The sequence below is a fragment of the Massilimicrobiota sp. An105 genome (assembly GCF_002161155.1).
In the GTDB taxonomy this organism is placed as follows: Bacteria; Bacillota_I; Bacilli_A; order Erysipelotrichales; family Coprobacillaceae; genus Allocoprobacillus; species Allocoprobacillus merdigallinarum.
Window position 1 is genome coordinate 35,156 of sequence record NZ_NFLY01000002.1, and the last position, 24,386, is coordinate 59,541.

A 24,386-nucleotide genomic window follows, 5' to 3' on the forward strand; every position below is an offset into this window, starting at 1 on the left:
AAGGGCAAAAACAAGGGAAAATACATAAGGTTTGAACATTTAATAGGCGATATGCCTTGAAAATACAGGGTTTATAGAGGATTGAATAGATAAATAAGAATTTGTAAAATATTTCTATCTCATTATTTTTTGTCCCTATTTATCATAGGACAAATATACCTTTATTTTTTTAATTTAGATAGACTGATTTGAAAATTTATTGTTATATTTTTAAGTGTTGGATAAAAATTGGCTTTTTCTCACATACAAAAATGGAAAAATAATTTGTCTTTAATCGCATTATATTATGTGCTTATAAGTATTTCTATTTCTTTTTCTACTTTTGAAAAGATACTTCATACTATATTGCTGATACAGGTTCTTCTATAACTTTATTATTTATTTTTTATAGATAATCTGACACTTTTGTTGAAAATATCTTAGCTTATTCTTTCAAATAATTTTATTAAAACACAAAACTAAGAATTGCTTATATAAACCAACTGATTTAAATGGTCAATGAAGTTTATTTAGAAAAACTTTAGAAAAAATACATGGCTTTTCCATATAAATATGATAAGATTAGAAATAGTTATATATTAAAAATGGGTGATATTATGAGTGAAGTGAAGGGATTAACAAGTCAGCAGGTGAAAGAACAAGTTCAGTTAGGACATGTGAATGTTTCACCAAAACCTTTAGTTAAGACAAATAGACAGATTTTTTGTGAACATGTGTTTACACTTTTTAATGTTTATAATTTTGTGATTGCCTGTGCTTTGATTTATGTTAAAGCATGGTCAAGTTTATTTTTTGTATTGATTGTCACAATGAATACAGTGATTCATATTTATCAGGATATTCGTTCACGTAATATGGTGGCACGTTTAAATTTAATTATTTCACCAAAGACAAAAGTTTTACGTGATGGCTGTATTCAGGAAATAGATAATGAAGAGATTGTTTTGAATGATGTTGTTTTCTTGGAAACAGGAATGCAGATATCATCAGATTGCATTGTGCTAGATACGCAGGTAGAAGTTGATGAGTCATTATTAACTGGTGAGGCTGATCCGGTTTTAAAGGATATCGGTGATCATCTTTTATCAGGAAGTTTTATTATTTCTGGAGCATGTCATGCTTGTGTTGAACATGTGGGTATGGATAACTATGCAACAAAGATTGCCAGTGAAGCACGTAAACGTAAGCCAGTGACATCCCAGTTGGTGAAGACTTTTAAGAAAGTCACACGTTTTACAAGTATGCTTGTATTACCAATCAGTATTTGCTTGCTTTATCAGGCTATGGGTATCAGAAATGAAACTTTGAATACAACCATTGTCAATACGTCAACAGCATTATTAGGTATGTTACCAATTGGTCTGGTTTTATTAACAAGTGTATCTTTAGCCACAAGTGTTGTAAGACTGGGGAAACGAAAAGTGTTAGTTCAGGAAATGTTCAGTATCGAAACATTATCCCATGTCGATGTGTTATGTTTGGATAAAACAGGAACATTAACACAGGGAAAAATGCAAGTTCAAGATGTTTATACTTTTGATACACAATGGAGTCATCAATTTTCTTTGATTATGAATTCATTTGTGAAAGGAACTCTTGATAATAATGCAACGTCTTTGACTTTACAGGATTATTTTCAAGGTGAAGCCCCTTATTCCACATTAAGAAGAGTCTCTTTTTCTTCAGCAAGAAAATGGAGTGCACTAGAATTAGAAAATATAGGAACGATTATTGTTGGAGCACCTGAAATCATCTTGCCTGATTTTGTTTTACCAACCCAAATTGAAGAGGCTAAACATCAAGGTGCTAGAATTTTATTGATTGCTAGACATCATGATTTTGATACTTTTCAGGAAGATATGATGCATAGTGTTCCATTGGCAGTGATTGTTATTTTAGATCCATTAAGAGAAGATGCTAAAGAAACAATACAGTTTTTTAAAGATAATGATGTTGATGTGAAAGTTATATCTGGGGATAATCCTGTCACTGTTAGTGCTTTAGCGAGTCAGGCTGGTATTGAAAATGCTCAAAATTATATTGATGCCTCTACATTATCAACGCCACAAGAATTAGAAGATGCCATTTTAAATTATCATGTGATAGGACGTGCCTCACCATCACAGAAACATGAGATGATTTTATGTTTACAAAAACATAAACAAAAGGTTGCGATGACTGGTGATGGCGTGAATGATGTTTTGGCTTTAAAAGATGCTGATGTATCTATTGCTATGGGTTCTGGATCAGATGCCGCTAAACAAATTTCACAATTTGTTGTCATCAATGGTGAACTATCAACAATGGTAGATGTTGTGAAAGAGGGAAGACTGGATATTAATAATGTGACACGTTCTGCTTCTATGTATTATTTAAAAACAATTTATACAATTTTGATATCTATCACATGTATTCTTTTGAATATGCCTTATCCATTTATTCCTTTTCAAATGACATTACTGGATAACTTTGTAGAGGGATTCCCATCATTTATGATTTTATTTGAAAAGAATATCTCTAAACAAAAAGAATCTATTGGTAGGTATACAATGCGCTATTCATTTCCAAATGCTATTGCGATTGTTTTATGTGTCATTGCTTTAAAACTATTAGCACCGACATTATCATTATCTTTAAATCAGGCTTTTACAATTCTCTACTATACAACAGCTATTTTATCCATTCATATGATTTATCGTATTTATAGTCCTATTAATCTTTATCGAACAGTCGTTTTAATTGTTGATATTGTAGCTTTTGTGCTTGTTTCTTATATCACATACGATTTATTACAACTTGCACCAGTGACTTCACTGCTGCTTCAGTATCTTATCATGACACTTCTTTTTGGTTTGATTGTATCAACATGTTTATCAAAAATAGTTGTCCATTATTTGGATACACATCCTCAAGACTAGGCTTAGCCTAGTTTTTTGATAATGACTTATGTTAAAATAAAAATACGAGGATGGGTGATGTTATATGAAAGCTGTGATTATTGATGATGATACAGAGTTTACAAAACAATTAAAAACATATTTAAATCAGACATTTCAAGATATACAGATGGATACATATATTTCTTTTTGTAATGATATTTACACGAAAGAATATGATTGTGTGTTTTTAGATGTAATGTTAAAGGAAGGAGAAAGTTTTGAATATGGTATGAATATTTCAAAACTTTATCCACATACTATTATTGTTTATATTTCTAGTGTTGATCATTTTGTTTATGAAAGCTATCAACAAAATACTTTTTTCTTTATCAGAAAATCACATTTTAATGAAGATTATCAAAACTTTGTTAAAAAATATCAAAAAATGCATTTACGAATTCAAGAAGAGATTTCATTCATTATTAAAGGTGTCCATATCCATATCAAACAGCAAGACATTATTTATGTAGAGTCATTGCGTAATCAGATTATCATACATACACCCATACAAACATATACTTCATATCAGACACTTAAACAAACATATCAAGAATTAAATCATCATCACTTCTATAAATTTAATAATCATATCATTATTAATTTAGATTATGTTGTCAGTATACAAAAACAACATATTGAACTCATCAAACAAATCTGCATTCCTTTTACTCGAGGGAGTAAAAAAACATTTATGCAAAGATATATGCACTATAGGAGTCAACGCATATGGAATGGATAGGATTAAATGTCATCAGTTCTTTATTACAGACATGGTTTATAACAGAGTTGTTAGATATAAAGAAAAATATGAGCTGGTTTTATAGAATCACGATGGTTATTATGAATGTTGGCATTGTGACAGTGTATGGATTGACAGATATTTTTGATATTCCTCTATCATATGTTTTTATTGTGTTAAATATTATTTTAGCATGTATATTTACATACAATAAAATAAGTGAAATAGTATTTGTTGTTATATTGGAAAGTATTTATAGTTTGACAATGAATATCATGTTGTTGTTTATTAATAAATTATTTTTATTGGAATTCAATGATTATTATGCTAAGTTTTTTTATTTTATATTAGCACTATTCTTTTTGAAAAAATTAAAAGCTATGCGTCTTTCTTTGCATCAAATGAATTATTATATTTTAATTGTTGTTTTATTTGGTCTATATTGTATAATTTCACTCTTTACACAGGAATATCTTGCTTTCAATTTTGATACACCTGAATTAATCAAAATGTTTGGAATACTATTATTATGTTTGTTAGGTGTTTTTATACTTTTGCTTTATCTATTTGATTTAAACAATAAAAAAGAAGAATATGAAAAATTAAAACAACAACAAGAAAATGAACAGACTTTACTTCATATATATGATCAATTAAAAATGACAAAACATGATTTGAAACATGATTATCAATTGATTGACTACTATTTGAATCAAAAGGATTACATAAAAATTAAAGAATTAATCAATAATCATAGTAATCTGATTTCATCAATACCCGTATTAGTTAAAACAAATAATCAGCTGATTGATGCTATTATCAATAATAAAATCATTAATGCTGATATGAAACACATAAAGGTAGAATGTTTGATTAATGTTCCTCAACAATTTCATATCCAAGATTATATTTTAAATGATTTACTATCTAATATATTAGATAATGCGATAGAAAATTGTCCTGAAAATGGACTGATAAAAGTTAATATTATTTATGAACAACAAATATTACATATTCAAGTGGAAAATGATATAGATCAGTTATTTGATCAAACGTTGAAAACGAAGAAAGATAGAAAATATCATGGGTATGGATTAAAGAGTATTCGTAGAATCGTGAATCAGTATCATGGCAATTTAGATATTGATTATAGTGATAAAACCTTTATTATACAAATTTCTTTACTAGCAGAGTAATGCTATTTATCCTTCAAATCAACACTTTATCCTTAGATTATATCAATCTCATATCCTTTATTATAAGATGAATATGAAAATATTCATCTTTTTTACATATAAGAAGAGATAGAAATCAGTAGGAAAGTGGGTGATGCTATGTTAGAAATGAGGAATATTTGTGTTCATTATGATCATCATGTTGTTTATAATCATGCCTATTTTTGTGCTAAAGACAATGAACTGACTGTTGTGATTGGGAAAAGTGGGAGTGGGAAATCTACTTTACATGAATTATTAACTTTTCAAAGAACAGGAACATATGAGTATTATTATAATGGAAAAGATATAACACATTTAAATGAGAATCAACAACAGGAATTTATTCAATCTCATATGGGAATTGTGAATCAGATACCTGTATTTATTAATGATTTAAAGATTAAAGATCATATTAAATTATGTCAATCATTATTTCATGGATATGATATTGATGAGATTTCCAAACAATTAGAAATTCAACATACTTATTCATTATTTCCTCAACAGTTATCTGGTGGAGAAAAAATAAGGGTTAGTATTTTATTGGCTATGATTCATCAACCTGAAATACTTGTTTTTGATGAACCTACGGCATCTCTAGATAAACATCATACGCAATTGATTGTGAAATTACTCAAAGAATATGCTCATCAAGGACATACAGTCATTATTTTTACACATGATGCTTTCATAAAAAAAGAAGCTGATGTTGTTTATCAGATTGAAAATTGTCAATTCATTCAAAATATAATCAATGTTCCTCAAAGGATTGAAAAAAATCAGTCTGTTTTAGCGAATTTAAAACATTATACGCAATATTTATATAAAATGTTTGAACATCGTAAGTTATTAAAAATGACTATGATTTTTTTCGTTTCTTTGTCTATTGGGTTATGTAGTTTTTCTGTTTTATATGGTCAATCTGTTATTCAAAAGTATGTCGATCAATTAGAACCTTTGAATAAAGGCGGTATATTTTATCATGAGTATTCTCAAAATAGCATTGCACCTCCTTCGATTGGTGAGGAAATGAAAGGAGTTCAAAAATTATCGCATATAAAAACATGGCCATTTGTTATAGATCAAAGCTGGGAGAGTCATTTAGGTATAGAGGAAAATGATAGAACATTAAAGATATATCAAAATGGTCAATTAGAAAATCAAGCAGAACTAGAACCAAATGTTGGAGCTTTTTTAGTCGCATCTTATAATGAGGATTATGATTATCAAATCAATGATGCAAAAGAAATTGATAATGATGAAGGTATTTATATCTCACCTGATTTTTTATATTTTTTAAAAACGGGAGATTTGATAGAAGATTTTGGTGCTCATAAAGAAGAATTAGAAAGAATGTGCCAAGAAGTAAACGAAGATACAGAAATAGAATTTCCAATCAATGTACCTATTTATCGTACAATGGATAATGATATAGATGATATTTGTTATAAGACAGTCAAAGTCAAAATGAAAGTCAAAGGGATTATAGAAACGTCTTATTCATTAACGATGGCGACAGGGAATGGTATGTTAGATGCTGATATTTTTTATCCTTTGAGCGTTATGGAACAATACCAAAAAGAACTATCTCAAACAATACCAGAAGGTGCAGTACCTTTTTATTATAATTATTATCAATTTCTAGTAGAAGATGGTTATGATTTTCATAAAGCTAAAGAAGATATAGAAGCCTTGGGGTTTAAAGTTGCATCTATGTATGATGAAACTTATACAAAAGTTCAGATTGTCAAACAATTAAATGAAAGTATTTTTATGATTTCAGGATTAATTATGCTCGTTGTTTTCATGTTGTTTTTTGGGGTGAAATATAATCAAAAACAGGATTATGTTGATTTTATTCATTTCTTTACAAAACGTGGTTTAACAGTTTCTCGTTCAAGAAAAATGTTAGGTATTTATTTTTTGTATGAAAGTTTGATATGTATTGTTTTATCCATTATTTTTATGTTTATCATTGCGTATGTGTTTTTTGATTTGATGTATAATGAAGTATTTATTGTTCGTCCATTATTCTTTGTATTTTGTATGATAGTTAGTTTATGTATAGAAGTAGGTATACCAATGATTGTATTGGGGAGGGTTGAAAGATGATTCAATTAACACATGTGTCCACACGTTATACATCAAAGAAGGTGAAAAAACAAAGTTTATGGATTCCTGAACATCATTTAACATTTATTCAAGGATTAAGTGGTAGTGGAAAGTCAACTTTATTATATAAATTAGGTTTAATATCACGTGATCAAAAGTATCACTATAAATATCAAAATCAGGATATAATGACTCTAAGTAGTCGTCAACAAGCAAAATTAAGAAGGTATACTATTGGCTATGTTTTTCAGGATTATGGTTTACTAGAAAATATGAGCGTAGCTGAATGTTTAAAATATTATTGTTATTTAAGTGGGAAGTCATTTGATGAAGATGCGATGAAAGTACTGTTAGATAAGGTACATCTTGATTGTCATTTTAATCAAAAAGTGAAAACTTTATCAGGAGGAGAAAAGCAAAGATTGGCGATTGCCTGTGCTTTACTGAAAGAACCAGAAATTTTGATTTTGGATGAACCAACAAGTGCTTTGGATGAAATAAATGAAAGAGACATTTTTCAATTATTAAAAGACTTATTGAAAACAGAAAATTGTACGATTATTGTAGCAAGTCATAGCTATCTTGTTGAAGAATACGCAGATTGTATCTATGAAATGAACGAACAGGGAATTGTATTAAAAAAAGAATGTGAAGACCAACCTATGAGTCACGTTCAAAAAATAATGCAACCTAGAATAAAGTTTCTTTTATATTATTTAAAACAAAGTTTTCACAATGAAAGATTGATGAATATACTAATGGTTATTGTCTTAGCTCTAGGAAGTTTAGGAACGTTAGTGATTCAAAAATCTATTGATCAGGCCTTAATGGATGTAGATGATAAGATGCGTCGTATATCTGATTTTCAAATGATGATTGAAAGTCAGGATGTATCACAGAAATTAGGGGTTTATCGAGATGCTTCTCCACTACCACAAGAATTGATAGAGAATATTCAAGAATTTTCAGGAGTTAAAAAAGTTTACCCATATTTTGATTTATCTGTTCAAGTAGGTGAACAGACAGTGCCAGTATATCCACTGTATCCTGAAAATCATTTGGAAGGAAAATTGTTTCAGACAATTCAAGACAACAGACACCTCTATCCTTCTTATCATAGTCTATATCAATTTATTAATGACAATAACGAATATCATTTCTCACACTTTATTTTTGATAGTGAGGTTACAGTGAATCAGGAAGTTCCCGTCAGTGGAATTATGGCGATAGGAATGAATGTAGCGTATGAAAGTTCGTTGGATTATATGTTGATGGATTATAGTGATATGCAGGCTATGGCTTTACGTGCTGGTGTTGAACCGGTAAAAAGTGCATATGTAATCTTTTGTGACAATATTGATGCATTAAACGAATTAGAAGATTATATTGTGAAAAAATACGAAAATATTTATATTAATGATCAATTTCAAGACAACATTTTATTAATCAATACAAAAAATGAAACAATACGTATGTATACAATGGAAAAGTATATAACAATGATATTGTTTGCTTTGATTTTTGTTTATATGTGTTATTGGTCATTAAAAAGACGTGAAAAAGAATTGACTATTCTAAAAGCTAACGGTGTGATGTTTGATGAATTTATTTTTATTTTAAATATGGATCAAGTATTGAAAATGTTTTTATCTTTCATATGTGTGTTGATATTATCTTGGATTATTCAAATACAGTCTTTAGAAATGATAGCTATTTTATCTTTTATTTATGGCTTATCGCTTTTATGTTCTATTTTGTTATCTTGTGTTATGGTTAAGAATCTCAGTCCTGAAAAAATCTTTAGAAATTAATTTGTTGAAAGCGTTTTGATAAAGCGATATAATATGTGTCAGGAGGATACGGGAAATGAAAAGATTATTAAATTGTACAACAAGTGAAATGTTATCAATGAACAAAGATGAATTGAAACAATCTATTCTAGCCAGTGAAGGAAGAACAATTATGACTGAAACAGTTGTGGCTTGTCCACCTTTACTTGGTGATTTAACAAATGCTGAATTAGCTGTTTCTTTTGGAAGTGATATGGTTTTGTTAAATGTTTTTGATTGCAATAATCCTCATATTAATGGATTACCTGAAACAGATGAACCTGTGAAATTATTAAAGAAATTAGTAGGTAGACCAGTAGGGTGTAATCTTGAACCAATTGATGAAAATGCAAAGATGATGGAAAACAGATTAGAGATTTCTAGTGGTCGTCATGCGACAAAAGAAACATTTATAAAAGCTAAAGAATTGGGATTTGATTTTATCTGTTTGACAGGAAATCCTGGAACAGGTGTAAGTAATGCATCTATTGAAAATGCCATTAAACTTGCAAAAGAATACTTTGGTGGAATGATTATTGCAGGTAAAATGCATTCTTCAGGAATTGATGAAGCATTAGTTGATTTAGATAGCATTGAAAGATTTATTGATGCAGGTGCTGATATTATTTTAATGCCTGCTGTTTATACAGTACCTGGTTTATCAGAAGAAGAAGTGACTGCTGCTTGTAAATTAATTAAATCTAAAGGAGCATTATCATTAAGTTCTATTGGAACATCTCAAGAAGGTAGTGATGAAGGAACAATTCGACAAATTGCATTAGTCAATAAACGTTGTGGTATTGATATCCAACATATTGGTGATGCTGGTTGGTGTGGTATTGCTTTACCTGAAAATATTATGGCATTATCAATTGCGATTAGAGGTAAACGTTGGACATATCATAAAATTGCATCTTCAGTGAATAGATAGGATTCGAAAGAGTCCTATTTTTTTATTTGAAAAAACGAGTTTTCTTGTGGTGAGAAATTATTTTTTATAAAATAAAAGAAAGAAGTCTTAAAAAAGAAAGGAGTGTTTGTATGGATGATTATGGAATTAAAAAATATGGGATTAGTACGACAGGAAATGTTTTTAGAAATATTCCAGCGGGATCATTGATTGAAAAAGCTTTAATTAAAAAAGAAGGACGTTTAAGTCGAGCTGGATGTTTATGTGTGGAAACAGGTCAAAGAACGGGACGTTCACCTCATGATAAATATGTTGTAGATACACCAGCTGTTCATGATAAAATTGCTTGGGGAAAAGTGAATCAACCTGCATCTAGAGAACAGTTTGAAAAAGTTTATCAGGCAATTATTCAACATTTTCAAGATAAGGATTTATATATTTTTGATGGTTATGCTGGCGCAAATCCAAAGTATTCTTATGGTTTTAGAATTATTAATGAAAAAGCAAGTCAAAATCTTTTTATTTCTAATTTATTAATTAAACCAACACCACGTGAATTACAACATTTTCAAGAGGATTATTTGGTATTGGTTGCTCCTGATTGTCATGTTGATGCATCAGTTGGTTTAAATAGTGATGTGGCTGTTATGATTGATTATGAAAAACAGATTGTTTTGATTGCAGGAACTGGATATTCTGGAGAAATCAAAAAGAGTATTTTCTGTGTCATGAATTATATGTTACCTCAACGCAATGTTTTTACAATGCATTGTTCAGCTAATATTGGGCAAGATGGAAATACGGCATTATTTTTTGGATTGTCAGGAACAGGAAAAACAACGTTATCAACAGATCCTCATCGTCAATTGATAGGTGATGATGAACATGGTTGGTCACGGACTTCTGTTTTTAATTTTGAAGGTGGATGTTATGCAAAATGTATCAATCTTTCACAAAAAAATGAGCCAGATATTTGGGACGCTGTTAGATTTGGGGCTATGGCAGAAAATGTCTGTTTATTTGAAGATACAAGAATTATTGATTTTGATGATGATTCTATTACAGAAAATACACGTGTGGGGTACCCACTTGAATTTATTAAAAATATTGAACCAAGTGGTATGGGACCTATCCCTAAGACAATATTCTTTTTAGCTGCTGATGCTTTTGGTGTTTTGCCACCTATTTCTAAATTAGATCAAAATTCAGCTGTTTACCACTTTGTATCAGGTTATACAAGTAAACTGGCTGGTACGGAAAATGGTATTACTGAACCACAGGCAACATTCTCTACATGTTTTGGAGAACCATTTTTACCAATGGATCCACTACTTTATGCGAAACAATTTCAAAAACGCATGACCAAAGCAGGATCTAATGTCTTTTTGATTAATACTGGATGGGTTGGCGGTTCTTATGGTATAGGACGTCGAATTCCATTAAAATATACTAGAGCAATGATTGAAGCGGCCATTAATGGAGAATTAGATTATGTTAGCTATGAAGTTGATCCATTCTTTAATTTAAACATTCCACTCTTTTGTCCGGGAGTTCCTCATGAATTATTAAACCCTCGAACAACATGGGTTAGTAAAGATGCTTATGATATGACAGCTCAAAAGCTTGTTGAAATGTTCCAGGAAAACTTTAAACAATATACAAATTTCCCAGAAATGATTATCAATGCTGGACCAGGAGGAAAGATTAACAATACGTTTTAAAAAATAATGGGTTGTCTTTTTTAACTTGTATAGAACAATGAAGATATGTAAATACTATGAGTGATAAGTGATTTTGAAAGTATAAAGATTGCACAAGATCAGAAAATGTGTTATTCTATTAATAGTTAGTTATAACTAACTTATATGTGATATAGATCATACAATGAAACTTATTAGGAGGAAAGTAAAATGAGTCAAATCGTCAGTGTCTATGCAAGAGAAGTCTTGGATTCACGTGGGAATCCAACAGTAGAAGTAGAAGTGAAAAGCGAAAGTGGTGCTTTTGGTAGAGCCATTGTTCCAAGTGGTGCTTCAACAGGTGTTCATGAAGCTGTTGAATTAAGAGACAAAGATGCCAACAGATATTTAGGATTAGGTGTTTTAAATGCTGTTCAAAATGTTAATGAGGAAATTGCAAAAGCAGTTGTAGGTGAAGAAGTCACTGCACAAAGAAAAATTGATCAGATGATGATTGATTTAGATGGAACACCCAATAAAGGTCGTTTAGGAGCCAATGCGATTTTAGGTGTGTCATTAGCTGTTGCCAAATGTGCTGCTGATGAATTACATGTTCCTTTATATCGTTATATTGGAGGAGCGAATGCTCATGTGTTACCTACGCCAATGATGAATATTATTAATGGTGGGGCACATGCGGATAATAATGTGGATTTCCAGGAATTTATGATTATGCCAGTCAATGCACCTTCGTTTAAAGAAGCTATTCGTATGGGAGCTGAAGTTTTCCATGCATTAAAGAAAGTTTTAAAGGGAAAAGGATTAAACACTGCCGTTGGTGATGAAGGTGGTTTTGCGCCTAACTTAGCATCTAATGAAGAAGCAATTCAAACAATCTTAGAAGCGATTGAAACAGCCGGATACAAACCAGGTGTTGATGTGAAATTAGCTATGGATGTTGCAAGCAGTGAATTCTACAAAGATGGAAAATATACATTACCAGGAGAAAACAACAAATCATTTACGTCTCAAGAACTTGTTGATTTCTATGTTGAACTTTGTGATAAATATCCAATTATTTCTATTGAAGATGGATTAGATCAAGATGATTGGGAAGGATGGGATTACTTAACTGAAAAATTAGGTGATCGTGTTCAATTGGTTGGTGATGACTTCTTTGTGACAAATACAAAACGTTTACAACAAGGTATTGAAAAAGGTGTTGCTAACTCTATTTTGATTAAAGTGAATCAGATTGGAACTTTAACTGAAACATTAGAAGCTATTGAAATGGCTCAAAAAGCAAACTATACAGCTGTTGTTTCACATCGTTCTGGAGAAACAGAAGATACAACAATTGCTGATATTGCAGTAGCGACAAATGCTGGTCAAATTAAAACTGGATCTGCTTCTCGTACAGACCGTATTGCAAAATACAATCAGTTGATGAGAATTGAAGATGAGTTAAAAGATCAATCTTGTTATGCATCAACAGAAGCTTTTTATCAATTAAATAATCAATAATATTTTATTGGTCATAGATAAAATGGAAAGACTTGAGTATCAATCATAAGTCTTTCCTTTTTTATTAAAAATATTGTTCATTTTTTAAAATCAGTAAGGATTGAAAGCTATGTGGAAAATATTGACATTGAAAACCTAATTGTTGGCATTGTTCTGCCATCTTTTTAGCAGTTTTTCCAGTATCACAGATAAAATATAGAAGTTTATCATGAGGTAAATAAGGAATTTGACTTTTTAAATCATCCCCAGGAATATTGATAGCATTTTTTAAATGAAGTTGACGAAAAGAAAATTCATCACGTAAATCAATAATGAGAGTTTGTGGATTATAGATATGTTGAAGGATATCATCATACATAAAATCACCACTATTAATATATGTCAATATCATGTGTTGGTGAAAGTGTTTTTATAGAATGAGTCAATAAATGACGATTATACGGAGATTATTTTGAGTTCACATAAAATATAAAAACAGCTTTTTCTATTTTTACAAAAAATGACAATTCTTATTGCTTTAACAACTATAAAAGCAATTGAAAATCAGTTGTAAGAATGTTATAATTTGCACATGGAGGGTTGAGAAAAATGGACAAAAAAACAATTAAAGATATTGAAGTCGCTGGAAAAACTGTCTTAGTTCGTGTTGACTTCAACGTACCTAGAAACAAAGAAACAGGAGAAATTACAAATGACAACAGAATTGTTGCCGCATTACCTACTTTAAAATATTTGTTAGAACAAAAACCAAAAGCTATCGTATTGTTCTCACATTTAGGTAAAGTAAAAACTGAAGAAGATAAAGCTAAAAATGATTTATCTGTTGTAGCTCCTAGATTATCTGAATTATTAGGAGTAGATGTGAAATTTGTAAACTGTACAAGAGGACCTGAACTTGAAAATGCTGTTAAAGAAGCTGATAATGCTCAAGTCATCTTAGTACAAAATACACGTTATGAAAAAGGTGAAAGCAAAAATGATCCTGAATTAGGTCAATATTGGGCATCACTTGGAGATGTATTCGTTGAAGATGCATTCGGTTCAGTACATAGAGCACATGCTTCTACTGCTGGAATTCCTGCTCATTTACCATCTGCTGCTGGATTCTTAGTTGAAAAAGAAATTGCTTATATTGGAAAAGCTGTTAGTGATCCTGAAAGACCAATGGTTGCTATTTTAGGTGGAGCTAAAGTTTCTGATAAGATTTTAGTTATTGAAAACTTATTAAAGATTGCTGATAAAGTTATCGTTGGTGGAGGTATGACTTATACTTTCATGAAAGCTATGGGACATGAAATTGGTAATTCTTTAGTTGAAGATGATCGTATTGATGTTGCTAAAGAAATTATTGAAAAAGGTGGAGATAAATTAATCTTACCTGTTGATTCAGTAATCAATAATGCATTTGCTGCTGAAGGTGATATTAAAGTATGTGGTGAAGATATTCCAGAAGGATACATGGGATTAGATATTGGACCTAAATCAGTTGAAAATATCAAAGCTGCTTTAGAAGGAGCTAAAACTGTTGTATGGAATGGTCCAATGGGTGTATTTGAAATGGAACCATTCGCTAAAGGAACTATCGCAGTATGCGAAGCTTTAGCAAACTTACCAGATGCTAATACAATTATCGGTGGTGGAGATAGTGCTGCTGCTGTTATGCAACTTGGATATGCTGATAAAGTTTCTCATATCTCAACTGGTGGAGGAGCTTCATTAGAATATATGGAAGGTAAAGTATTACCTGGTATTGCTGCAATTGATGATAAATAATAAGGGGATTATGACAATGAGAAAACCAATTATCGTAGGAAACTGGAAAATGAATAAAACAATTGCCCAAACAAAAGCTTTTGTTGAAGCAGTTGATGGGGCATGCACTGATAAAGCTGATTGGGGAATTGCAACTCCATATTTAGCTTTACAGACTGCTAAAGGTGCAGCTAAAAACTTAATTGTTGCTGCTCAAAACTGTCATTTTAAAGATAGTGGTGCTTATACTGGAGAAGTGAGTGTAAGCATGTTAAAAGAAATTGGAGTAGAATGGGTTATTTTAGGTCACTCTGAAAGAAGACAATATTTTGGTGAAACTGATGAAACAGTGAATGCAAAAATGCGTCAAGTTTTATCAAATGATTTAACTCCAATTGTATGTGTTGGTGAAACATTAGAAGAATATGAAGCAGGAACAACTAAAGATGTTGTGAAAACTCAAACAGTAGCTGCATTTAAAGATGTATGTCCAAACTGTGCAAGTCGTGTTGTTATTGCTTATGAACCAGTATGGGCTATTGGTACTGGAAAAACTGCAACTAATGAAATTGCTCAAGATGTTTGTGCATATATTAGAAGCGTTGTTGCTGAATTATATGGTCAGGAAGTTGCTGATCAAGTGAGAATCCAATATGGTGGATCTGTAAAACCAGAAGGATTAAAAGCTTTATTAGAACAACCTGATATTGATGGAGCATTAGTAGGTGGAGCTTCTTTACAAGAAGATTCATATAAAGCTATGATTGCTGCATTAGACTAATTGTTCATTGAAAAGTCAACCTATAAATATGGGTTGGCTTTTTTTGAAAATGAAAATAAAAGATATGGAAAATATTGATTTTTATTGGGAAAAATAATTTTATAAATTGAAAAGGTTTACATTGTTTTTTCGCTTTTTTTATTATGAAAAATATATACTCTTGCTTGTTTTTTCACAAGGAATATAGTATATTAGACGTGTAAATAATTTTATGATGTCGGAGGAAATGTTATGGCAGAAAAAAAAGCTGTAAAAAAAGAAGCCCCAAAGGCTGAATGGACTAATGAACAAGTTGATGCTCATATTGATGAGTTAGTACAAAAAGCATTAGTTGCATTAGACAAATTTGAATCTTTTGATCAAGATGCTGTAGATTACATCGTTGCAAAATGCTCTGTTGCTGGATTAGATCAACATGGTGTTTTAGCAGAAGCAGCTGTCAAAGAAACTGGAAGAGGTGTCTTTGAAGATAAAGCTGTTAAAAACTTATTCGCCTGCGAATATGTAACAAGTAATCTTCGTCACTTGAAAACTGTAGGAATTATTAATGAAGATCCTTTAACTGGAATTACTGAAATTGCTGAACCAGTTGGTGTTATCTGTGGTATTGTTCCAACAACAAACCCAACTTCAACAGTTATCTTCAAATCATTAATTTCATTAAAGACAAGAAACCCAATCATCTTCTCATTCCATCCATCTGCATATGAATGTTCAGTTCAAGCTGCAAAAGTAGTGAGAGATGCTGCAATTGCTGCTGGAGCTCCAGAAGATTGTATTCAATGGATTGGTGTACGTGGATCAATGTATGCAACTAGCGCATTAATGAACCATCCAGGTGTTGCAACAATCTTAGCAACTGGTGGTAACGCAATGGTTAAAGCTGCTTACTCTTGTGGTAAACCTGCTTTAGGTGTTGGTGCTGGTAACGTACCTGCATATGTTGAAAAATCTTGTATCTTAAAAAGAGCAGTTAATGATATCGTATTATCAAAATCATTTGATAATGGTATGATTTGTGCTTCTGAACAAGCTGCAATCGTTGACCAAGAAATTTATAATGAATTTAAAGAAGAAATTTCTCGTTTTAAAGTATATTGGGTAAATGCTGAAGAAAAAGCTAAACTTGAAAAATATATGTTTGGTGCTGAAGCATACAGTGATAAAGTTAACGAAGTTGGAACTGTTAATGCTGCAGTTGTTGGTAAAGCAGCAACTTGGATCGCTGAACAAGCTGGATTTAAAGTACCAGAAGATACTCAAATCTTACTTGCTGAATGTAAAGAAGTTGGTCCAAATGAACCATTAACAAGAGAAAAATTATCTCCAGTATTAGCTGTATTAAAAGCAACTTCAACTGAAGATGGTATTGCTAAATCTGCTGCTATGGTAGCATTCAACGGTTTAGGACACTCTGCTGCTATTCATACACAAAATCATGATATTTCAGTAGAATTTGGTTTAAAATGTAAAGCAATTCGTGTTATCGAAAATGCTCCATCTACATTCGGTGGAATTGGTTCAGTTTACAATGCCTTCATTCCATCATTAACATTAGGATGTGGATCTTATGGTCACAACTCAGTATCTAATAACGTTAGTGCTGTAAATTTATTAAATATTAAGAGAATAGGGAGACGTAACAACAATATGCAATGGGTTAAACTTCCTCCAAAAATCTACTTTGAAAGAAATTCAATTAGATATTTAAGAGATATGAAATACATGGAAAAAGCCATGATTATTACTGATAGAGGTATGTACAATCTTGGATATGTTGAAAAGATTGAAGACGTTATCAGAAGAAGACGTAATAAAGTTGACTTAGAATTATACTTCGATGTAGAACCAGATCCAAGTATTGATACAGTTAACGAAGGTGTTGAATTAATGAGAAAATTCCAACCTGATGTTATCATTGCATTAGGTGGTGGATCATCAATGGATGCTGCAAAAGTTATGTGGTTAATGTATGAACATCCAGAAGTTAACTTCGATGATATCAAACAAAAATTCATGGATATCAGAAAACGTGCATTCAAATTCCCTGAATTAGGTAAGAAAGCAAGATTAATCTGTATCCCAACAACTTCAGGAACAGGTTCAGAAGTTACACCATTCGCAGTTATTACTGATAAGAAAGCTAATAAGAAATATCCATTAACTGACTACGCATTAACTCCAACTGTAGCTATCGTAGATCCAGAATTCGTTATGAGTTTACCACCAGCAATTGCTGCTGATACTGGTATTGACGTATTAACTCATGCTGTTGAAGCTTATGTTTCAATCTTAGCTTCTGACTTTACTGATGGATGGGCTAAACAAGCTGTTAAGATGGTATTTGATTACTTAGAAGAATCAGTTACAAAAGGAACTCCAATCGCTAGAGAAAAAATGCACAATGCTGCAACTATCGCAGGTATGGCATTCGCTAACGCATTCTTAGGAATGAACCACTCATTAGCTCATAAGATTGGTGGAGAATGGCATATTCCTCATGGACGTACAAATGGTATCTTATTACCACATGTTATTAGATACAATGGTACAGTTCCAACTAAATTAAATATCTGGCCAAAAATTGAAAACTATAAAGCTGATATTAAATACATGGAATTAGCACAATTAATTGGATTAAAACCAAAAACTCCTGAAGAAGGTGTTCAAATGTTCGCTGATGCATGTGAAGAATTATGTGTTAAAGTTGGTGTTGCAACTAACGTTAAATCTCAAGGTATTGATAAAGCTGCTTGGGAAGAATCAATTCATAGAATTGCTATGAACGCATATGAAGATCAATGTACTCCAGCTAACCCAAGAATGCCAATCGTAAAAGATATGGAAGAAATCTTACGTACTATTTACGATTATGAATCAAAATTTGCACCTAAAGATGCAAAATAATATAAATCGAGCATAACCTTATGGCTATGCTCTTTTTTCTTACAAATAGAAAAAAATATTGTATAATAAAGTTATAAGGAAATGGAGGTAATAAAAAATGGGTTTTCCTAAAGGATTTTTATGGGGTGGAGCAGTTGCTGCCAACCAATGTGAAGGTGCTTATCTAGAAGATGGAAAAGGTTTATGTGTGCCTGATATGTTATTAGGTGGAGATGTGAATACACCAAGAACATTTTTACCAAAAACAGATCCTACAGCCTTTTATCCAAGTCATGAAGCTGTAGATTTCTATCACCATTATAAAGAAGATATTGCTATGTTTGCTGAAATGGGATGGAATGTTTTTAGATTTTCAATTAACTGGGGACGTATTTTCCCTAATGGTGATGATGAAGAACCAAATGAAGCAGGTTTGGAGTTTTATGATGATGTGATTAATGAATGTCATAAACATGGAATGGAACCTTTGATTACTTTATGTCACTATGAAATTCCATGGAATATTGTCACAAAATATAATGGGTTTACTGATCGAAGAGTGATTGATTTATTTGTAAAGTATGCAACAACATGCTTTAAACGATATAAGGATAAAGTGAAATATTGGTTAACTTTTAATGAAATCAATATTGCATGTATGGGTGAAGGAGGAATTGGAAATCTTTATGGTTTAGGAATGATGGATCCTGAAGATGTCAATTCAGATCACCGTATTCCATTGAATGAATTAAAGAGTGATCCACAAAAAATGTTTGAAGCTTTACATAATGAATTTGTTGCCAGTGCGTTAACTGTAAAAGCAGGACATGAAATTAACCCTAATTTTATGATAGGAAACATGATTGCTCATACAACAGTTTATCCATTGACACCAAATCCTAAAGATATTTTAGCTGCATATGATGAAGATGATTTCAAGAACAATTTCTGTGGTGATGTTCAGGTTCGTGGTGAATATCCATCATATATGTGGCGCTATTTTAAAGAAAACGGTATTGATACTTCTTATATTACTGAAGAAGATAAGAAAATTTTAAAAGAAGGAACAGTTGACTTCTATACATTCTCATATTATCAATCTAACTGTATCACTGTAAATAAGGATGTAGAAATGGCTAAAGGTAATATGACAGTTGGTGCTAAAAATCCTTATTTAAAAGCAAGTGACTGGGGATGGCAAATTGATCCAGACGGATTACGTTATACATTAAAATTATTAAATGGTCGTTACCCACATACACCATTAATGATTGTTGAAAATGGACTTGGAGCATTTGATAAGGTTGAAGAAGATGGCTCTATTCATGATGATTATCGTATTGCCTACTTAAGACCACATATTGCTGCTATGAAGGAAGCTATTGAAGATGGTGTTCCATTAATTGGTTATACAACTTGGGGACCAATTGACTTGGTTTCAGCAGGAACAGGACAATATGCAAAACGTTATGGATTTGTTTATGTGGATAGACATGATGATGGAACAGGAGATTTCTCTAGAAGTCGTAAAGACTCATTTTATTGGTATAAAAAAGTTATTGCATCTAATGGAGAAGATTTAGATTAAGTAAAAAAAGGACATTTAGAAATGTCCTTTTTAAGTATTCATATGTTAGCGAATGTTTAACGCTTATTTTTTCCAATCTTCTAGCATTTTTAAAGCTTGGTCTAAAACTTTTTCACCGTCCATCATACCATAAGTACGCATGTCAATAACATCAACAGGGATAGCGTTTTTAACTTGTTCTTTGATAGAATTTAAACGGAAACGAACTTGAGGTCCAATAAGTAAAACATCACATGGATCAGCAGCATATTCTGATGTAAGAGCAGTTTCACTAACGGCCCAAATTTTAGCTTCTAAACCTCTTTCTTTTGCAGCTTTTTGCATTCTTGTGACAAGTAAGCTAGTTGACATACCAGCGCTACATGCTAACATGATTTTAACCATATCAAGATTCCTCCTTATTTATAATATTTCTATATAAATATTATACACCTATCTTATCAATTATGAAATAACAAAGATTAAATTTCATAAAATTATTGACTTATGTGACACTCTTGATTACCATAATAAAGAAAATAAAAGTAAAGGAAATCATATATGAAAAAGAAAGACATTATTTTTATTATTGGCTTATGTATTGTGATTGGCGCAATCTATTTTATTTATCAACTGACTCAAGATAAAAAAGGTGGTATTATAGAAATCCATTATCATGATGAAATTATTGAAACAATAGATATATCAAAGAATCAGACATATACTTTTAGAGGAGATTATGGTGAATTTCATTTAGAAGTGCAAGATCATCAATATCGTGCAATCAATGTTGATTGTCCTAATCATGATTGTGAAAAAGTTGGTTGGGTTAAAGAAGGAAGTTCAAAAAGTATTATATGTGTACCAAATCAGATTTATGTTGTACAAGCAAATGTAGAAGCACAATACTGATCAAGAAAAACTGTGAATTAAGAAATTGTTCATAGAGAATTCATAAGTTCTCGGTAGTATATAAGTGTCTTAAGACAAGACATATAATATGATAAAATATAGACGATCCCTCTCCCTATATACCAATTCGTCTATAAAAGTAAAAAGAACGTTTCCCCACGTTCTTTTTTTGTGTTTAAAATGGCAATATTAAAAAAGTTCACATAAAGTTCTTATGAAATTCACAATGAATTCATATGGCTGGGTTAATATATAAGTGTCTTAAGACAAGACATATAATATGATAAAATATAGACGACCCCTCTCCCTATATATCAAATTCGTCTATAAAGCAAAAAGAACGTTTCCCCACGTTCTTTTTATTTTTATATAAGATGAAAATGTTCTAAAGCATGTTGAATACCATCCTGGTTAACAGGGGTTGTTATGTAAGTGACTTGGTCCAATAAAAGAGGATGACTATTTCCCATAGCAACTGATTCATGTGTATAAGTTAACATAGGTAAGTCGTTAAGGGAATCACCCATGCTTATAGTGTCTTTTAAAGTATATCCAAGATGATCAATCAAGTATTGAATACCAGTTGCTTTAGAATATGGAAGAGGCACAATTTCTAAGAAATCAATATCTCTTTGTATAATAAGAAAGTCGTTTTCTAATGCTTTTTTAAAGGCTTCAATTGGTGTGTCAGGTTGATACCAGACAGTGAGTTTATCAAAAGGAACATCCTCATGACTAGAAAAACTGTGAACTTGAAAATGAAGATCCTGATATTTCTTTTTAATAGCTTGAATAAATGGATGCTTTAAATGTTGTGAAAAATAAACACCACTTTTTCCTTCTAACATTGCATCAACCTGATATTGATCAATGCTTTGAATCACTTTTTTTCTTAGTTCAAAATCTAATTCAGTATGAAATAATATTTTTTGTTGATATTCGATATAGGTTCCACAACCACAGACATATCCATCAAAAGGAAGATCAGTGATGATCTTATCAATTGTAGAAATAGGACGACCGGTATTAATAAAACAAAGATGACCATTTTTTTGAGCTTTTTCAATAGCTTCAATTGTAGAAGCTGGCACAGATCCACTCTGTTCATCCAACAAAGTCCCATCTATATCAAAAAATATAAGTTTTTTATTCATAAAACATTTCTCCTTTTTTCATATCATAAGCTATGAATCCTATGGTGGTCAAGAGATAATGATGATGTTGTATTGCGAAAAAATTATCCCTGTGATATAATTTTTTAAACTACGAGAGGGGTTGATCGAAATGTATAAGATTTTACACAAAGAAAAATTAAATGATGTTGTAGAGTTAATGGTTGTTCATGCACCCCATGTTGCGAGAAAATGTGAACCAGGACAGTTTATCATTTTAAGAGTGGGTGATGATGGAGAAAGAATCCCATTGACAATTGCTGATTATGATAGAGAAAAAGAAACAATTACGATTATTTATCAAATTGTTGGATATTCTACAAAAGCATTATCTTTATTAAATGAAGGTGATGAAATTACAGATTTTGTAGGACCTTTAGGAGAACCAACAAAACTACATGCTTCAAAACATGTTATTGGTGTTGCTGGTGGTGTAGGAAGTGCACCACTTTATCCACAGTTAAGAGCTTTAGCACAAATGGGTGTTGAGGTTGATGTGATTATTGGTGGAAGAGAAGCACAATATGTTTTATGGGCTGATGAATTTAGAAAGTTCTGTAAAAATGTTTATATAACAACAGATGATGGCTCACTTGGTAGAAAAGGCTTTGTAACTCAAGTATTAGCTGATTTGATTGAACAAGGTGAAGAGATTGATGAAGTGATTGCGATTGGACCAGTGCCAATGATGAAAGCAGTTGTTGCTGTTACAAAACCCCATAATATAAAAACATCTGTTTCTTTAAATCCAATTATGATTGATGGAACAGGTATGTGTGGATGTTGTCGTGTAACTGTTGATGGTAAAATTAAGTTTGCTTGTGTTGATGGACCAGATTTTGACGGGTTACAAGTTGATTTCGATGAACTGATGGCACGTCAAAGAATGTTTAAAGAAGAAGAACATCAAATGGATGAAAAAGCAAATCGTATGTGTAATTTAATGGGAGGTGTTCAATAATGCCTAATATGTCATTAGAAAAGGTGAAAATGCCTGAACAGGAACCTCAGATTAGAAATCAGAACTTTAAGGAAGTTGCATTAGGATATACAAAAGAACAGGCTATGGAAGAAGCTACAAGATGTTTAAATTGTAAACATAGTCCATGTAAGAATGGTTGTCCAGTCGGTGTACCTATTCCTGAATTTATTGCCGAAGTTGCAAAAGGAAACTTTGAAGAAGCATATGACATTATTACACAGGAAAATGCTCTTCCAGCTATTTGTGGACGTGTCTGTCCTCAAGAAAATCAATGTGAAGGGAAATGTGTTCGTGGCATCAAAGGAGAATCAGTAGGAATTGGACGATTAGAAAGATTTGTTGCTGATTATCATCGAGATCATGGTCAAAAGAAAGACAATCATATTGAAAAGAATGGAAAAAAGGTTGCCGTTGTCGGAAGTGGCCCTGCAGGTATGACTTGTGCAGGAGAATTAGCGAAAAAAGGATATGATGTGACTGTTTTTGAAGCTTTGCATAAAACAGGTGGCGTTTTATCATATGGAATCCCTGAATTCCGTTTACCTAAAGATTTGGTTCAAAAGGAAATTGATGGGGTCGCTGATTTAGGTGTCAAATTTGAAACAAACGTTGTTGTTGGACGTTCTGTAACAATTGATGAATTACAAGAAGAAGGTTATGAAGCTATCTTTGTTGGAAGTGGCGCTGGACTTCCTCGTTTCCAAGGTATTCCTGGTGAAAATTTAAATGGTGTTTATGCAGCTAATGAATTTTTAACACGTGTCAATTTGATGAAAGGTTATGAATTCCCAAATCATCCGACACCAGTGAAAATTACTGAAACAGTTTGTGTTATTGGAGCTGGAAATGTCGCAATGGATGCTGCAAGAACTGCAAAACGTTTAGGAGCAAAAAATGTATATATTGTTTATCGTCGTGGTGAACAAGAAATTCCAGCCAGAGCTGAAGAAGTACATCATGCTAAAGAAGAAGGTATTATTTTCAAGTTGCTTACAAATCCAGTCAAAATTGAAGGTGAAGATGGTTGGGTTAAATCTATGGAATGTGTAGAAATGGAACTTGGAGAACCTGATGAAAGTGGTAGAAGAAGACCAGTTGTTAAGGAAGGTTCAAACTTTGTTATTGAAACGGGAACAGTGATTGTTTCTATTGGTCAAAGTCCTAATCCATTAATCAGACAGACAACACCTGGTTTAGATACTCAAAAATGGGGTGGAATCATTGTGGATGAAGAAACAATGAAAACATCTAAAGATGGTGTTTATGCTGGTGGCGATGTTGTCACTGGAGCAGCTACAGTTATTTTGGCTATGGGCGCTGGTAAAAAAGCAGCTCAAGCGATTGATGAAGCATTAAAACAAAAATAAAACAGGAAAATGAAGTGA

The 24,386-nt window shown here is 31.6% G+C and carries 18 protein-coding genes; 15 read left to right on the plus strand and 3 right to left on the minus strand.

Going from position 1 to position 24,386, the window contains the following annotated elements; all coding sequences use genetic code 11:
- The first annotated feature begins 596 nt into the window (after window positions 1-596).
- The 8 genes from B5E48_RS00785 (at window position 597) to eno (ending at window position 12,949) form a co-directional block, all read left to right on the plus strand.
- The gene (locus B5E48_RS00785; RefSeq protein ID WP_087303791.1) at window positions 597-2,918 is read left to right on the plus strand and encodes an HAD-IC family P-type ATPase; all 2,322 of its coding nucleotides are present in this window, start codon (window positions 597-599) and stop codon (window positions 2,916-2,918) included.
- 64 nt (window positions 2,919-2,982) lie between these two features.
- Window positions 2,983-3,678: a LytR/AlgR family response regulator transcription factor gene (locus B5E48_RS00790; protein ID WP_087303765.1), complete on the plus strand. Its 696-nt coding sequence runs from the start codon at window positions 2,983-2,985 to the stop codon at window positions 3,676-3,678.
- On the plus strand, window positions 3,666-4,874 hold the full coding sequence (locus tag B5E48_RS00795; RefSeq protein ID WP_087244929.1) for a sensor histidine kinase: 1,209 nt from the start codon (window positions 3,666-3,668) through the stop codon (window positions 4,872-4,874). Before B5E48_RS00790 ends, B5E48_RS00795 begins: the two co-directional genes overlap by 13 nt.
- A gap of 138 nt (window positions 4,875-5,012) precedes the next feature.
- The gene (locus B5E48_RS00800; protein ID WP_087303766.1) at window positions 5,013-7,007 is read left to right on the plus strand and encodes an ABC transporter ATP-binding protein; all 1,995 of its coding nucleotides are present in this window, start codon (window positions 5,013-5,015) and stop codon (window positions 7,005-7,007) included.
- Window positions 7,004-8,818 carry an ATP-binding cassette domain-containing protein gene (locus B5E48_RS00805; protein WP_087303767.1) on the plus strand — a complete coding sequence of 605 codons (1,815 nt, stop codon included), beginning with the start codon at window positions 7,004-7,006 and terminating at the stop codon, window positions 8,816-8,818. Before B5E48_RS00800 ends, B5E48_RS00805 begins: the two co-directional genes overlap by 4 nt.
- 55 nt (window positions 8,819-8,873) lie before the next feature.
- Window positions 8,874-9,767 (plus strand): DUF7916 family protein, encoded by an 894-nt coding sequence (locus tag B5E48_RS00810; RefSeq protein ID WP_087244926.1) that lies wholly within the window; start codon window positions 8,874-8,876, stop codon window positions 9,765-9,767.
- A gap of 110 nt (window positions 9,768-9,877) precedes the next feature.
- Complete coding sequence (gene pckA, locus B5E48_RS00815) at window positions 9,878-11,467, plus strand: phosphoenolpyruvate carboxykinase (ATP) (protein WP_087303768.1); 1,590 nt, start codon at window positions 9,878-9,880, stop codon at window positions 11,465-11,467.
- A gap of 189 nt (window positions 11,468-11,656) precedes the next feature.
- Window positions 11,657-12,949, plus strand: coding sequence for a phosphopyruvate hydratase (gene eno / locus B5E48_RS00820; RefSeq protein WP_087297211.1), 1,293 nt, complete (start codon window positions 11,657-11,659; stop codon window positions 12,947-12,949).
- Window positions 12,950-13,013: 64 nt separating this feature from the next.
- Here the strand turns inward: eno and B5E48_RS00825 are convergent, their stop codons facing one another.
- The gene (locus tag B5E48_RS00825) at window positions 13,014-13,307 is read right to left on the minus strand and encodes a rhodanese-like domain-containing protein (protein ID WP_158093943.1); all 294 of its coding nucleotides are present in this window, start codon (window positions 13,305-13,307) and stop codon (window positions 13,014-13,016) included.
- A gap of 230 nt (window positions 13,308-13,537) precedes the next feature.
- Between B5E48_RS00825 and B5E48_RS00830 the strand changes: the two genes are divergently transcribed.
- The 4 genes from B5E48_RS00830 to B5E48_RS00845 all read left to right on the plus strand — a co-directional run bounded on the left by B5E48_RS00830 (window position 13,538) and on the right by B5E48_RS00845 (window position 19,956).
- Complete coding sequence (locus tag B5E48_RS00830; protein WP_087297209.1) at window positions 13,538-14,722, plus strand: phosphoglycerate kinase; 1,185 nt, start codon at window positions 13,538-13,540, stop codon at window positions 14,720-14,722.
- A gap of 16 nt (window positions 14,723-14,738) precedes the next feature.
- On the plus strand, window positions 14,739-15,482 hold the full coding sequence (gene tpiA, locus B5E48_RS00835) for a triose-phosphate isomerase (RefSeq protein ID WP_087244921.1): 744 nt from the start codon (window positions 14,739-14,741) through the stop codon (window positions 15,480-15,482).
- 231 nt (window positions 15,483-15,713) lie between these two features.
- Window positions 15,714-18,389 carry a bifunctional acetaldehyde-CoA/alcohol dehydrogenase gene (adhE, locus tag B5E48_RS00840; protein ID WP_087297208.1) on the plus strand — a complete coding sequence of 892 codons (2,676 nt, stop codon included), beginning with the start codon at window positions 15,714-15,716 and terminating at the stop codon, window positions 18,387-18,389.
- 97 nt (window positions 18,390-18,486) lie between these two features.
- Complete coding sequence (locus B5E48_RS00845) at window positions 18,487-19,956, plus strand: glycoside hydrolase family 1 protein (RefSeq protein ID WP_087303769.1); 1,470 nt, start codon at window positions 18,487-18,489, stop codon at window positions 19,954-19,956.
- A 63-nt stretch (window positions 19,957-20,019) separates the two neighbouring features.
- Here the strand turns inward: B5E48_RS00845 and B5E48_RS00850 are convergent, their stop codons facing one another.
- Entirely contained in the window at window positions 20,020-20,340 is a 321-nt protein-coding gene (locus B5E48_RS00850) for a PTS sugar transporter subunit IIB (protein WP_087303770.1), read from the minus strand.
- Between the two features lie 156 nt (window positions 20,341-20,496).
- Between B5E48_RS00850 and B5E48_RS00855 the strand changes: the two genes are divergently transcribed.
- Window positions 20,497-20,847, plus strand: a complete 351-nt coding sequence (locus B5E48_RS00855) for a NusG domain II-containing protein (RefSeq protein WP_087303771.1) — start codon at window positions 20,497-20,499, stop codon at window positions 20,845-20,847.
- A 365-nt stretch (window positions 20,848-21,212) separates the two neighbouring features.
- Here the strand turns inward: B5E48_RS00855 and B5E48_RS00860 are convergent, their stop codons facing one another.
- Window positions 21,213-22,001 carry a Cof-type HAD-IIB family hydrolase gene (locus B5E48_RS00860; protein WP_087303772.1) on the minus strand — a complete coding sequence of 263 codons (789 nt, stop codon included), beginning with the start codon at window positions 21,999-22,001 and terminating at the stop codon, window positions 21,213-21,215.
- 130 nt (window positions 22,002-22,131) lie between these two features.
- Between B5E48_RS00860 and B5E48_RS00865 the strand changes: the two genes are divergently transcribed.
- Window positions 22,132-22,980 carry a sulfide/dihydroorotate dehydrogenase-like FAD/NAD-binding protein gene (locus B5E48_RS00865; protein WP_087303773.1) on the plus strand — a complete coding sequence of 283 codons (849 nt, stop codon included), beginning with the start codon at window positions 22,132-22,134 and terminating at the stop codon, window positions 22,978-22,980.
- A complete protein-coding gene (gene gltA / locus B5E48_RS00870) occupies window positions 22,980-24,368 on the plus strand; it encodes an NADPH-dependent glutamate synthase (protein ID WP_087303774.1) in 1,389 nt (462 codons plus the stop codon). The genes B5E48_RS00865 and gltA overlap by 1 nt, the downstream gene beginning before the upstream one ends.
- The last annotated feature ends 18 nt before the right edge of the window (window positions 24,369-24,386 follow it).

Excerpts from the sequence above, each read along its gene's own strand:
- B5E48_RS00785 (WP_087303791.1), top strand. The coding sequence starts at position 597 with ATGAGTGAAGTGAAGGGATTAACAAGTCAGCAGGTGAAAGAACAAGTT.
- B5E48_RS00790 (WP_087303765.1), top strand. The coding sequence starts at position 2,983 with ATGAAAGCTGTGATTATTGATGATGATACAGAGTTTACAAAACAATTA.
- B5E48_RS00795 (WP_087244929.1), top strand. The coding sequence starts at position 3,666 with ATGGAATGGATAGGATTAAATGTCATCAGTTCTTTATTACAGACATGG.
- B5E48_RS00800 (WP_087303766.1), top strand. The coding sequence starts at position 5,013 with ATGTTAGAAATGAGGAATATTTGTGTTCATTATGATCATCATGTTGTT.
- B5E48_RS00805 (WP_087303767.1), top strand. The coding sequence starts at position 7,004 with ATGATTCAATTAACACATGTGTCCACACGTTATACATCAAAGAAGGTG.
- B5E48_RS00810 (WP_087244926.1), top strand. The coding sequence starts at position 8,874 with ATGAAAAGATTATTAAATTGTACAACAAGTGAAATGTTATCAATGAAC.
- pckA (WP_087303768.1), top strand. The coding sequence starts at position 9,878 with ATGGATGATTATGGAATTAAAAAATATGGGATTAGTACGACAGGAAAT.
- eno (WP_087297211.1), top strand. The coding sequence starts at position 11,657 with ATGAGTCAAATCGTCAGTGTCTATGCAAGAGAAGTCTTGGATTCACGT.
- B5E48_RS00825 (WP_158093943.1), bottom strand. The coding sequence starts at position 13,307 with ATGTATGATGATATCCTTCAACATATCTATAATCCACAAACTCTCATT.
- B5E48_RS00830 (WP_087297209.1), top strand. The coding sequence starts at position 13,538 with ATGGACAAAAAAACAATTAAAGATATTGAAGTCGCTGGAAAAACTGTC.
- tpiA (WP_087244921.1), top strand. The coding sequence starts at position 14,739 with ATGAGAAAACCAATTATCGTAGGAAACTGGAAAATGAATAAAACAATT.
- adhE (WP_087297208.1), top strand. The coding sequence starts at position 15,714 with ATGGCAGAAAAAAAAGCTGTAAAAAAAGAAGCCCCAAAGGCTGAATGG.
- B5E48_RS00845 (WP_087303769.1), top strand. The coding sequence starts at position 18,487 with ATGGGTTTTCCTAAAGGATTTTTATGGGGTGGAGCAGTTGCTGCCAAC.
- B5E48_RS00850 (WP_087303770.1), bottom strand. The coding sequence starts at position 20,340 with ATGGTTAAAATCATGTTAGCATGTAGCGCTGGTATGTCAACTAGCTTA.
- B5E48_RS00855 (WP_087303771.1), top strand. The coding sequence starts at position 20,497 with ATGAAAAAGAAAGACATTATTTTTATTATTGGCTTATGTATTGTGATT.
- B5E48_RS00860 (WP_087303772.1), bottom strand. The coding sequence starts at position 22,001 with ATGAATAAAAAACTTATATTTTTTGATATAGATGGGACTTTGTTGGAT.
- B5E48_RS00865 (WP_087303773.1), top strand. The coding sequence starts at position 22,132 with ATGTATAAGATTTTACACAAAGAAAAATTAAATGATGTTGTAGAGTTA.
- gltA (WP_087303774.1), top strand. The coding sequence starts at position 22,980 with ATGCCTAATATGTCATTAGAAAAGGTGAAAATGCCTGAACAGGAACCT.